The 13,175-nt window shown below is 32.2% G+C and carries 12 protein-coding genes; 4 read left to right on the top strand and 8 right to left on the bottom strand.

Annotated features, from left to right (window positions below; genetic code table 11):
• Positions 1–50: 50 nt before the first annotated feature.
• The 5 genes from ACUUYC_RS22510 to ACUUYC_RS22530 form a co-directional block, all read right to left on the bottom strand.
• Entirely contained in the window at positions 51–713 is a 663-nt protein-coding gene (locus tag ACUUYC_RS22510) for a Crp/Fnr family transcriptional regulator (protein ID WP_474269595.1), read from the bottom strand.
• Positions 714–847: 134 nt separating this feature from the next.
• On the bottom strand, positions 848–1,735 hold the full coding sequence (locus ACUUYC_RS22515) for a hypothetical protein (RefSeq protein WP_474269596.1): 888 nt from the start codon (positions 1,733–1,735) through the stop codon (positions 848–850).
• A 174-nt stretch (positions 1,736–1,909) separates the two neighbouring features.
• Entirely contained in the window at positions 1,910–3,316 is a 1,407-nt protein-coding gene (gene lpdA / locus ACUUYC_RS22520) for a dihydrolipoyl dehydrogenase (protein ID WP_474269598.1), read from the bottom strand.
• A gap of 412 nt (positions 3,317–3,728) precedes the next feature.
• Positions 3,729–5,000 (bottom strand): S8 family serine peptidase, encoded by a 1,272-nt coding sequence (locus tag ACUUYC_RS22525; protein ID WP_474269600.1) that lies wholly within the window; start codon positions 4,998–5,000, stop codon positions 3,729–3,731.
• A 294-nt stretch (positions 5,001–5,294) separates the two neighbouring features.
• On the bottom strand, positions 5,295–6,710 hold the full coding sequence (locus ACUUYC_RS22530) for a serine hydrolase domain-containing protein (RefSeq protein ID WP_474269602.1): 1,416 nt from the start codon (positions 6,708–6,710) through the stop codon (positions 5,295–5,297).
• Positions 6,711–6,896: 186 nt separating this feature from the next.
• Here ACUUYC_RS22530 and ACUUYC_RS22535 point away from each other — a divergent pair, with 186 nt between their 5' ends.
• Both ACUUYC_RS22535 and ACUUYC_RS22540 read left to right on the top strand, forming a co-directional pair.
• Entirely contained in the window at positions 6,897–7,946 is a 1,050-nt protein-coding gene (locus tag ACUUYC_RS22535) for a sensor histidine kinase (RefSeq protein ID WP_474269603.1), read from the top strand.
• Positions 7,943–8,620, top strand: coding sequence for a LytR/AlgR family response regulator transcription factor (locus tag ACUUYC_RS22540; protein WP_474269605.1), 678 nt, complete (start codon positions 7,943–7,945; stop codon positions 8,618–8,620). The genes ACUUYC_RS22535 and ACUUYC_RS22540 overlap by 4 nt, the downstream gene beginning before the upstream one ends.
• Before the next feature lies 1 nt (position 8,621).
• Here the strand turns inward: ACUUYC_RS22540 and ACUUYC_RS22545 are convergent, their stop codons facing one another.
• Entirely contained in the window at positions 8,622–9,254 is a 633-nt protein-coding gene (locus ACUUYC_RS22545) for a CPBP family intramembrane glutamic endopeptidase (RefSeq protein WP_474269606.1), read from the bottom strand.
• A 34-nt stretch (positions 9,255–9,288) separates the two neighbouring features.
• Entirely contained in the window at positions 9,289–9,750 is a 462-nt protein-coding gene (locus tag ACUUYC_RS22550) for an Lrp/AsnC family transcriptional regulator (RefSeq protein ID WP_474269608.1), read from the bottom strand.
• Positions 9,751–9,905: 155 nt separating this feature from the next.
• Between ACUUYC_RS22550 and ACUUYC_RS22555 the strand changes: the two genes are divergently transcribed.
• On the top strand, positions 9,906–11,120 hold the full coding sequence (locus ACUUYC_RS22555) for an aminotransferase class I/II-fold pyridoxal phosphate-dependent enzyme (protein ID WP_474269610.1): 1,215 nt from the start codon (positions 9,906–9,908) through the stop codon (positions 11,118–11,120).
• Positions 11,121–11,331: 211 nt separating this feature from the next.
• Positions 11,332–11,598 (top strand): hypothetical protein, encoded by a 267-nt coding sequence (locus tag ACUUYC_RS22560; RefSeq protein WP_474269612.1) that lies wholly within the window; start codon positions 11,332–11,334, stop codon positions 11,596–11,598.
• A gap of 153 nt (positions 11,599–11,751) precedes the next feature.
• Here ACUUYC_RS22560 and ACUUYC_RS22565 read toward each other — a convergent pair whose 3' ends face one another.
• Complete coding sequence (locus ACUUYC_RS22565; protein ID WP_474269614.1) at positions 11,752–12,870, bottom strand: metal-dependent hydrolase; 1,119 nt, start codon at positions 12,868–12,870, stop codon at positions 11,752–11,754.
• Positions 12,871–13,175 lie beyond the last annotated feature (305 nt).

Here is a 13,175-nt window from a genome sequence, read left to right on the forward strand (position 1 = left end):
TTTTGACTATAAAATAGTCGTTTTTTGTATGTTTTAAATATAGTGTTTTTTTAACGAATAAAACGAATTTCTTTTCGGTTAAAATCTATGATATTTGCTTCTTTTAATTCGTTCATTATAGTGCTTAATGTTGGGCGCGAAGTACCTATTAAGCTTGCTATATCTTTTTGTGTGTATGGATGTTTCACTACATGATCGCCAGTTTCTGGACAGTCATATCCATGCTCTTCACACAACTCTTTTAGGAATTCTAGTAAGCGTGTTTTGGTATCTTTAAATAGTAACAATTGTAATCTGCGTTCTAGTTTTTTGATACGAAAACCAATGAACTTATATATCTTTAATGTGAAGGTTTGATTGTCTCTCATTAAGTCGTGCATCGTGTCAACTCCAATCGGACAGATAGATGTTGTGTTGTCTACAGACTGTGCAAATTCATTTCTTTTTTCTTCACCCAAGATGGCTTTTTCTCCAAACAATTCTCCTTTCGATAAAATTGATTTTACGACTTCTTCTCCATCTTCTGTATAGTAACCAAGCTTTACTTTTCCTTTTTCAATAAGATACAGTTTATTAGCTGAGTCTTCCTCAAAGTAAATGTAATCCTGCTTTTTATACGCATCAAATTCATGACCTTTTTTGAATTTCTTAAACTTATGTGGACATAAGATATTGAAGAGATTTACATCATTAAGATACCAAAGAGAATTCATACTATTTGTTATTACTTTTTTAGGTTTATCGAGGTTATTGATTTTGTAGTCGGTAAAAAAGTAAGAACTTACATTTTGAACATAAAAAAACTCCAGCGAATTGCTGGAGTTTTTTATCTATATAAATATTTTTGTTATCTAACCGCAGTTCCATTAATCGTTGCGTTAATATTATTTGTAACTGTTAAGGCATTACCACTAATACCTTCTGTTCCTCCAATTGGCTTTAAAAAGAATGGAGTATTTGGATCTCCATCTAAATCTGGCTCTATAGAAATTACAATAGGAAGTCCTGTAACAACACCATCTATTCCTGCTGGTAAGTTAAATAAGAAATCTTCTCCTGGGAATAATGGAGCTGGTTCGTTTCCACTGTAAGGTGAAGAACTATCTACTCCAGAAGCATTTGAAAATTGACCAGTTGTAGCTGGAGAGTTTCCATTATTGAATACTGCCCAACCTTCATATTTCCATCCTGCTGATAATTGAGGTAAATTGATCAATCCTGCAGTAGTTGGATTTTGAATAAACCATACTCCACGATCATTGTTTCCATTATCAACACCATTTGTATTATCTGTTGGTGTTGCTGTTACAAATGATCCAGAAAATGGATTTGCAGTATTTGCAAAGTTTCCAACTACACTATTTATTGACAAAGTTGCTGCATTAGCAACAAAATCTCCTGCTAATATTTTTGTATCAGATGGTGCAGGAACATCTTCATTGACTGGCTCTATTGATAAAACAAATTGTGTAGCAGCTTCTAATTCAGATGTTACTAAAGTGAATACTTGTGTTGAATTTATAGTAGCCGTATTAAATCTCCCAGTAGAAATTGGTGTACCATTTACAATAATCCATCCTTCATATACAAATCCACTATCTAAAGTTTCCAATCCATTTAGATTCAATGTTAGTGTAGACATAGGTACAGCAACAGAGTTATCATCACTAGAACATGCAGTAAAACCTAACAGCCCTAAACCGAACATTATCATTATTAGACCTTTCTTAATCATAATTATTTCCTTTAAAATTTGACACGAATTTACTTTCTTTATATATAAATACGTATTAAATTTTATGGTAAATTATTAAAATGCATTTGATCCTGTAAAATGGTAATTCATCGCATAATTATACAAAAAAACTCCAGCGAAAACTGGAGTTTTTAATTTTGTATGTAAAACGTTTTATACGTGTAATGCTCTATCTTCTGTAGCTGCTAAGGCTGCTTCTTTGATTGCTTCTGCAAATGTTGGATGTGCATGTGACATACGTGCTATATCTTCCGCAGATGCTCTGTATTCCATTGCAACAACCGCTTCCGCGATTAAATCAGCTGCTCTTGCTCCAATCATGTGAACTCCTAAGATTTCATCTGTAGTTTCGTCTGCTAAGATTTTGATGAAACCATCTAAATCCATACTTGCTCTACTTCTACCTAACGCACGCATTGGAAATTGACCAGATTTGTAGGCAACTCCAGCATCTTTTAATTCCTGCTCTGTTTTACCAACTGCAGCAACTTCTGGCCATGTATACACAACTCCAGGTATTAAATTGTAATCAATATGTGGTTTTTGTCCCGCTATGATTTCTGCAACTAAAGTACCTTCTTCCGAAGCTTTATGTGCTAACATTGCTCCTTTTACAACATCACCAATTGCATATATGTTTGAAGCAGACGTTTGTAAATGTTCGTTTACTTCTACTCTACCTCTGTCATCAATTTTTACACCAGCAGCTTCAGCGTTTAACCCATCTGTGTAAGGACGACGTCCAACAGATACTAAACAGTAATCTCCTCTGAATTCTACTTCTACTCCTTTTTTATTATCCGCTTTTACAACAACCTCATCACCAACACGTTCTACAGATTTTACTCCATGAGATGTATTGATTTTGAATTTTTGCTTTTTCAACACTTTCGTTAATTCCTTAGAAAGTCCAGCGTCCATTCCACCAATAATTCTATCAGCATATTCAAGTACAGTAACTTCTGAACCTAAACGCTTATATACTTGTCCTAATTCAAGTCCAATAACTCCACCACCAATTACGATTAGGTGTTTTGGTACTTCTTTTAGTTTTAATGCTTCTGTAGAAGTAATTACACGTTCTTTATCAAGTGTAATGAATGGCAAGTTTGATGGCTTACTTCCTGTAGCAATGATGATATTTTTTGCTTCAATTTCTTCAGAAGTTCCATCATTCTTGGCGATGTTTACGTGTGTAGCATCTTTAAAACTACCTAAACCTTCGTATACATCAATCTTATTTTTCTTCATCAAGAAATCAATTCCACCAGTAGTTTGATCAACAACAGCAGCTTTACGGGCAATCATTTTTTCAAGATTTACTTTTACTTCTCCTGAAATCTCAATTCCGTGCGTATCAAAATGCTTGATTGCTTCTTCGTAATGATGAGAAGAATCTAACAACGCTTTTGACGGAATACAACCTACATTCAAGCAGGTTCCACCAAGTGTGTTATATTTTTCAATGATTGCAGTTTTCATGCCTAGTTGTGCGCAGCGAATGGCAGCAACATATCCACCAGGACCAGAGCCAATTACGGCTACATCGTATGAATTCATATTCTTATTTTTTGAACTTTTTTATTTGTCAATACAACAAAAGTACAATTATTTTAGGGTTGTGCAATGCTTTGTTGTTAGATTGTTAGACACACTTCACTTCGGTAAACTCAGCACAAGTGTTTTTAGAAACGCTGACGCTTTTAGACACGCGTTGCTCTTAGACTTACTATAGCTTTTGGACGCGCCTTCCTCTTAGATTTTTTTGACTCGCTTCGCCTATTGGAAGTACTTTACTTTCGAAAATATAACTAAATCTCGGTAAACATTTAATGATACTAACCATCAAATAAGGTGAACTGAAAACATATAAAAAATCTCAGATAAGACAGTTATCTTACCTGAGATTTCATTCGTTTAAAAATTTCAACGTTTTTTGTAGGTATCAAACGAAGAAGTAAAAGTTATAAACTTATTTTTTTGCATTTGGAGCTGTAAAACCGCCTTTGCTTGTATTTCCGTTTGTTCCAACTGAATTGTTTCCGCGAACTGCCAATATTCCAGCTACATGCGGAGATGCCATTGAAGTTCCAGAAATTCTGTTGTACTGACCGTTTAACCAAGTTGACCATACGTCTGTACCTGGCGCCCATCTATCTACAGATGCCCCAAAATTTGAACCAGAGTTTGGAGTAATATTACGAGTTAGATTACCAACCATCCAAGTACGACTAGTTTGTAAACGCTGAGGAGAATAGTATAATGTATTATCATTACTATTCCCTGCTGCTAAAGCTCCATATATTTTATTATCTAATGTTGTAAATGCATTGTCTATTGCGTTGCTAGTTCGTCTTGTACGATACCCAACAGAATAATTAAATACATCTCCTGCTATAGAATTATTATATGTATAATCAACACCCGCAATAATTCCTGCGTCAGAACCAGTTCCTTGTGTACCTCCAAGTACTTTAACTGCTACTAATGTAGATCCGTAAGCCACACCTATAACTCCAGAGCCATTTGCTTTAGCTCCAATTGTTCCAGCAACGTGTGTACCATGACCATTTCTGTCAACCCAGTTTTCTCCAGGATAGAAACTTGCTGATAATCCAGTATCAATAGTTAAGTCTGGATGTTGATCAATCCCTGTATCTATTACAAATACATATCTATTCGTACCAGCGTTATTCCCTCTACCAGTGTAATCTACACCCCATGGTAAAAAGTCTCCACTCGGTAAAAAGCTATCTGCTTTGTTGATTACTTCATTAATTGATGGTAATTTTACTCCTTGAGGATTTTTTGGCTTTGGTAAATCGCTTACAACTCTACGATTTGGTTCAATAAAGTCAATCGTTTCGTCGCTTAATAAGATCTCTACATCGTCCATAGATAGATTTTTAGCATGAAAACCTTGAATTGCTCCAGTATAAACAAGTCCTAAATTTTTCTCGCTTCTACCAATTAACTTTAACGTAGCTATTGATCTTTCTTTGTAATAATCTTGAACTTTCTTTAACTCTGGAGTTAATCCTCTTCTTGTCGCAGAATAATTCATCTTGCTAGGTGTAGTACTTTTTTTGTATACCACAATATATTCACCAGGTATAACTTCTGCTTGGTCAAATTTTTTCTCCAACAGGTTGTCGGTTTCGGTTATTGTTGTACTGTCATCCGTTGAACAGGATACAAAGAATACTAATAGTAATACGTAAATCAGTGTTACATTTTTTTTCATGTTATTTAATTTTTGGTTATGCACAATATTATCTAAAATTTTTAGTGGCTAAAAAAAGTTAAACATACATTTTTTAAGGTTTTTACATTTTTTTAATAGAAAAATTAAGGTTACATTAAGGTTGTTGTTAAAAAAATAGCTTTAACAAAACTAATGTTATATTAATGCAACTGAGTTGCATTTTTGTTAAAAATATTACATAATGAAAAAACATCATAAATTTTTCATATGACTGATTTACTGAACACACATTGCTCTTAGAACGTTATCACTTTTGGCTGCTTCGCTTTTAGATTACTCTATAAAAATGCCAGCAATTTTTAGTTTTTTATTTTGCTGTTCTATATTCAAAATCAATTCTTTGTTTCCTACTATTAGAGTTAATTCACCTTCGCTTAATCGTACTTCTTTCAATTTTTTATTTTTTACTTTTTCATGAATTTTAGTAAACATTTTTAGGTGCTTTTCCATAGAAACTAATTCTTGAAAATGATCCATTGTATGTGTTTGAATAAACTCTTTCCAATTCTTTTTATCATTTTGTTGAATGCCTTTCAAGAAAATCACACCTAATTCTTCTACTTCATTTCCATCAAAGTTATCTCCGCTAGATTTGCCTAAATCCGTATTGGGTTCATATTCTTTTCTAAGTATGATTCCTGCTATTTCCATGTTAATGCGATCATAGTGCCCAGAAATAGCATTATTCGTAGAAAAGATTACAATATCTTCTGTTAGATATCTCCAAAAGTCAGCAAAGAATATTCCATTTCCACCATTATGCGCAATCAACTCTGTATTTCGAGGCGTTGGAAAAATTGCCCATCCGTATCCGTAATAAGAGCCTGCATCTTCACCTTCTTCAATATGTTTTGTATAGTATTTTTGCTTTGTGTTTGTACTTAGTATTTTTGTTCCTGCCAAAGCTTTATGCCATTTATACATATCTTCTATGGTAGATAATACGCCTCCATTTCCTTTTAAATGCCATGAAGGTCCGTTTGCATCCCATTTTTCATTAGGCTTTCCAAAAACTTTTGTTTTCCCATATCCAATAGCTACTTCTTTTTGATTGTAATTAGGTCGCTCATAACCTGTCTGAAACATGTTAGCTGGTTTCCATATGTTTTTATATAAATAATCTTCATATGATGCGCCAGAAACTTTTTCTATAATCATAGCTAATAATGTATAGCCAACATTTGAGTATTTATATGATGTTCCAATATTAAATGTTAGTTTGTCTTTGAATGTTTTCTTTACAAAATCAGCTTCTGTTATGTATTCATAATCATCTCCAATTGCAGACGGCAAACCAGATGAATGCGTCAATAAATGATGAATATTGATTGCTTGTTTGTCTTTTGGAACGTTTTTAAAGTATTTAGAAATTTTATCATCAACAGTTAACTTTCCTTGCATTTCCAACTTTAAAATACCAGCTGCCGTAAATTGTTTAGTGATAGACCCAATATCGAAAACGGTTTGTTTTGTGTTCTTAATCTCCTTTTCTCGATTCGCGAATCCATATCCGTCCGAAATTATCTTTTTTCCTTTATATGCAACCAAAACACTTCCTGAAAATCCTTCCTTTTCTAGTGTTTTTAAATAGTTTTCAATTTTGCCTTTTACTTCGTTAGGTGTTTGATTTTGCCCTTTACAATACATGTGCAACATAAGTACACACATTACTACTATTACTTTTTTCATTCTGTTCGTTTTTTATTATTTAGATCGAAAGTACTTGTTCATGCAAAAGCTTACAATAAAATGGTATGAGACCTCTTTTTTACGGTATTTTCTTTACATTCTGTTTATTGGTACCATTTAAAAGCACGTTTATCACATATTGTACTTTGAAGAAAGGCTTCTCCATTTTAAAACTTATTTTTGAATATGAAAAAAATCATATCCATAGGATTGAATCTATTATTCTGGACTATTAGTTGCTGTGTCATTTTCATGATTTTCAGCCCTGTGAATCGTGAAATTGAAATTGTTGACGGTATCGAAACAGTAGAAATTCATTATGATGCAATGTCAATTTATGGCAGTTCTATTGGTTTACTTATTAAAATGATTTTGTATTATATAAATGTATATTTTTTGTCAAGATTTATAGATCGAAAGGCTTTTGGCAAATATGTCCTTTTTCTACTCATTACCATATCTATTGCTTTTGTGCTAGACTATTTAAAGTCTGGATTCATTTATGGTTTCAAGTTCTATAGGTTTGAAACATTCTTGGTAGATGTATGGTTGTATATCTTTTTTGTTGGAACCTCCTTTGTGCATTTAATGATTTTACGCTGGCAAAAAGAAGAAGCTTTAAAACAGCGATTGAAAGAAGATCGATTGACTGCCGAATTAAACCTTTTGAAATCTCAAATCAATCCTCATTTTTTATTTAATGCATTAAACAACATGTTGTCCATTGCTGAAAAACATCAACAAACAGAAGTTTCAAGCAGTATTGCACAATTATCAGATATGCTCCGTTTTTTGTTATATTCTACAGGCGATGATCTTATTGTTGTTGAAAAGGAAGTTCATTTTATAGAAAATTACATTCAACTCAATAAACTGCGATTTGACGTAAAAGATCCTATAAATATTCAGCTTACTATTGATCCTACTATTTTAGATAAAACTATTGCGCCTGCCGTTTTTATTCCTTTTGTTGAAAACGCATTTAAACACGGAATTTCTATATACGAACCATCTTTCATAGATATTTCTATACAAATGCAAGCTTCAGAACTTATTTTTAAGTGTCATAATTCTATTGTTACAAAATCTAAAAATGATACTTTACCAAAAGAAGATTCTGGTGTAGGTTTACAAAATGTAAAAAGAAGATTAGCAATTTTGTATCCAGACAAACATTCATTAGTTATTACAGAAAAAGAAAACATATATGAAGTCATCTTAAAATTAACGCTATGATCTTAAAAGCCATTATTGTAGATGACGAACCAAAAGCAATTGAATTACTTGAAAATTATTGTGATCGAATTCCCAATATTGAATGTATGCAAACGTTTCGAAATCCAGTAGAAGCACTGCTTTATATTGAAAAAAAAGCGCCAGATGTCGTTTTTTTAGATATCAACATGCCCAATTTATCAGGAATTCAAGCTGCTAAAATTATTCCAAAATCTACACATATTATTTTCACTACTGCATATGCTGAATACGCTGTAGAAAGTTATGAACTCAATGCAAGTGATTATTTATTGAAGCCTATTACGTTTCAACGTTTTGTGAAGTCTATCGACAAATTGAAATCTAATTCTATTAGTAAAGAGACTAAAGTTTCTAAACGAATTATTATAAAAAGTGGTTACCAAACATTTCAAATTGCGCCAGAAACCATATTATATCTAGAAAAAGAAGGAAATTATATGACATATCATACAAGTTCAAAGAAAATTTTAGCTAGAGAAAGTATTTCAGAAGCATTAGCAAAGTTACCTTCTAATTTCGTTCAAGTCCACAAATCGTACATTATACAATTGGAACGTATTGAATTATTCGACCAAAATCATGTACTTATCAATACTGTAAAAATTCCTGTCAGCAAAAGTTATAAAGCAATTTTAAAAGAAAAACTGAGGTAATTTATACTGGAAATCCTAGCATTTCTCCCATTCCAACCGTAAATAACCAACTTCCGTAAATAGCATGTTCAATAGTTACTAATAGTGTTGATTTTGTTTTCATGAAAGTGAGCGCAAATAAAATTCCACCTAAGAAGGTTAAGATTAATACCAATGTATTTTGAAAAAAGAAATGTGCCAAACAGAATACAATTCCATTGATAAATATTAATAGATTTTTATTTTTAAATAAGGTTTCATACCGCACAAAGAAGAACGTACGATAAATCAACTCTTGTGGATATACTGAAAATACACTGTAAAAGAATAGAATAAATACCCAAAGAAGCAGTTTTGTTTTGGGAACAATAAAGAGTTTTGAAACATCTGTAACACACACATATACAATTGTCAACACACAAATACAAGCCAAAAGAATTAAAGTTCGTTTCCAAAATGCTTTCCAATTGAGATGTTCATTGAGTTTAAAACGTTGTTTTTCTACTCTGAGTAACATCCAACAGATATATACAAAACCAGTTACACCAAATCCGAGTTTTAACCATACAGGATAGTCTAAAACTAAACTCACGGGCATGAGAATAAAAATCAAGAAGAATTCTGTGAGTTTGTATTTGATGTTTTGAAAATCCATTCGATATTGTGTTAAAAGCTAAAGGTATGTATTTCTAAACAGAAATTGCTGTAGTATGTTTTACTTCTCCAATTACAAAAATACTATGTGTATTTCCAATATTGGGAATTGCCGTTAATTTCATCACCATAAAATCGCGATATGCTTCCATGTCTTCCACTAATATTTTCAGAATATAATCGTAATCACCACTTACATGATAACATTCTAACACTTCTTCAAGTTTTATGATTTCGCGTTCAAACTTCATTACAAAGTCTTTTGAATGTTGTGTGAGACGGACATGACATTGCGCCATAAAACTTTTTGCAATTCGTTTCTTATCTAAAATTGCTACATATTTTTTAATAACGGCTTCTTTTTCAAGCTTTTTAATACGTTCATACACCGCTGTAATAGATAAGTTTAACTTGTTTGATAACTCTTTGGTTGTTTGTTTGCTATCTTCTTGCAACAGCATTAACAACGTTCGGTCAGTTTGATCTAGTTTCAACATGGAAAAAATTCTACGATTCAATTATTTTTCAATCAAATATAAAAAATATTTCACCTTAAATAAATTATAATAGTTTTATTTTCTATATAACTTAATAATACTTGATTTTAATTCTAGTATTATAGATTTTTGATAAAAATTTAAGCTTACAAACTATGAAATTTAATCCAGCTAATACTATTCAAGATTTACAATATTTTGGTGAATTCGGAGGTGTAAACCCTTCTATTTCAGATTCATCAACCTATACATTTTTGTCTGCAAAAACCATGTTTGATACATTTGAAGGGAATGCAGATGGTTGTTATTTATATTCAAGACATACTTCTCCAAGTAATTTATATTTGGGCGAAGCATTGGCAGCTATGGAAGGAACAGAAACAGCAAATGTTTCTGCTTCTGGAATGGGCGCCATTACGCCAGTATTATTACAATTGTGTAAAAGTGGCGATCATATTGTTTCTAGTAGAACTATTTACGGTGGAACGTATGCCTTTCTGAAAAACTTCACACCGCGATTTAATATTGAAACTTCCTTTGTAGATATTACAAAGCTAGCTATTGTTGAAGCAGCAATTACGCCAAATACAAAAGTATTATACTGTGAATCTGTGAGCAATCCGTTGTTAGAAGTTGCTGATATTTCCGGTCTAGCCAAATTAGCCAAGAAGTATAATTTACAATTAGTGGTTGATAACACATTTTCTCCATTATCAATTGCGCCCGTAAAGTTAGGCGCTGATATAGTGATTCATAGTTTGACAAAATTTATCAACGGTTCAAGTGATACTGTTGGTGGTGTTGTTTGTGGAACACAAGCATTTATTGATGAATTGCGAAATGTAAATGACGGTGCTTCTATGCTATTGGGGTCTACAATGGATAGTTTGCGAGCAGCTTCCGTATTGAAAAATTTACGAACGCTGCACATTCGCATGAAGCAACACAGTCACAATGCAGCATATTTAGCAAAAAAATTTCAAGAAGACGGTTTAAAAACGGTCTATCCTGGTTTGGCTTCGCATCCTTCACATGAATTATTTAAAAGTATGATGAATGAAGAATATGGTTTTGGAGGTATGCTTACCATTGATGTTGGAAGTATAGACAAAGCCAACCAATTTATGGAGTTAATGCAAAAAAGAAATTTAGGATACTTGGCAGTAAGTTTAGGGTTTTACAAAACACTATTTAGTGCACCAGGAACTTCAACATCCTCAGAAATCCCGGAAGACGAACAAGCAGCAATGGGCTTAACAGATGGCTTGATTCGTTTCTCTATAGGTTTGGACAATGATATTCAAAGAACCTACACAATCATGCGTGAATGTATGCATGAACTTAATATTTTAAAGCCTGTTTTAGTGTAATTAGGCAATTTTAGTTACTACGAGAAAAAAGGAATATCGAAAGATGTTCCTTTTTTTATATAAATACTTACGCTAAAAAAAGAAAAAACTTAAGTAGTTATACCTAATTTTTAAAAAATATTACAGCATTACGGTTTTCCGTAAAATTCATTTATAGGTTATAGTTATCATTGAATTCTGAATTCAATGATTTATATAAGAAACCTACAGAATGGCCCAAAACGTTTATATTTTAAGAGAACATAGAGACTCAGGAGAAATGCACTTATTTTTAGCCTCTAAAACTAAAGATGATGATTGTCGTTCACAACAAAAATCAATTTGTGGAAAAATGGATATTGAAGAAAATTCATGGACTATTTTTTCTTGTCAACCTGAAAATAGTGCTCGAAAACAATGTGCGAAAGTCGGAAAAAACGTTTGTAGCAAATGTGTTGGACATTTGTATGAAGATGGCTTATATGAGGATAGTTTGTAGAAAATGTTTGTGAATTTACAGTATAGATCCACATGTAACACACTGGTTTTAAACAAAATACATTATTTTTCGATGCAATTTTTCTGCATTTCATTATGAAAAATCACTCGAAGAGACGTTTTTGATAAATATCCTCAACTCATAACCATAAAATTATTTCCCCTTTATACGCTTCCAAAAGATCCTTAAAATATCTCCAATTGTCATATTTTCATCAAACTCTGGTGCAAAAGGTCTCATGTCGAGTCGAGTTCCATCTTCAAATACTATAAACGAGAAAACTGCCGATTTTCCGTTTCCTGTATCTATAGAAGGATATCGCAAATCACTGTAAAGGTATGTTCCGTCTTCGTTTTCTTGAAGATTGTAAAATTCATTACTAAACCAAGTTAGTTGTGCTAAATCTTCGTTTGACTTTGGAATTAAATCATGGTTTTTTGGAATTACATTCCAATCTGTAAAAGTAGATTTTGTATCAAATAATGAATAGAACGCAACATGATAATCGGTTTCGGTTTCCGCAATTCCAAACCATAGAATATTATTCAAAATAGAAGCTTCTGTATTGTAACGATCATATTGGATTCCTTGCTCAGCTAACGATTTTTCAAATACAGAATTTATATAAAACTTGTTTCCAATCGTAAATAACATGTATACAGAACTAATTCCAACACCCAGTTTTAACCATAATTTTCGTGTTGGATTTTTACGGTTGAAAAACATCATCACAATCAGGCACAGTAAAAAAGGTAATGTGTATGCCGGATCAGCAACAGAAATATTACTAAATGCTACGCGATAATTTGAGAATGGCAAAAATAATTGTGTCCCGTATCCTGTAAAGCAATCTAAAATAGGGTGTGTTCCTATAGCTAATAAAAATAGCCAAATCCAGTTTTTTCGAGTAGTTACAACTTCATTTCTATACCTGTCATACCATCTAAAAAGGAATCTACTTATCCAAAATCTTTCAAGAAATGAAAATATCGATTTAATAATTTTATTCTTTTTACCGCCTTCATATCCTTTATGCGTAAGCCAAGCAAGCAAAAACGAAGCTAATATTGCAAAGAGTAGTGAATGCATAAATCCTCTATGAAACAGCATGGCGTCAATTTGATTGTTATAAATCCAATCTCCAATAAATACATCTAAATCTGGAATTGTACCACCAATTGCACCATACAATAACGCTTTATTTCCTATTTTTTTTCCTAGAACTGCTTCTGCACAAGCGGCTCCTAATACTATTTGCGTTAATGAATCCATGAACAATTTTAAATTTTAAACATTTATAATAACAACCATTTCTATTTATTACTTTCATTTTCTTTGCTCGCCCAAAGAAAATAGAAACAAAAGAAAAGGCATTTTTCTGGCAGGTGTTTTTAGTTTTTCTATCGAAAACTAAAATCTAAAATCTTTTACTAAATTTCTTCCAAGGCTTCAGAAATATTCAACGTAAAACCTTTTCTACACTTCAGAAAAAGAAAAAACCACAGAAATATATAGTATGCTATTATCAAACTATGATTAATTATAAGTTCGCAAAGGTACACAACCAAATTGATTTG

Source organism: Kordia sp. E (genome assembly GCF_056033805.1).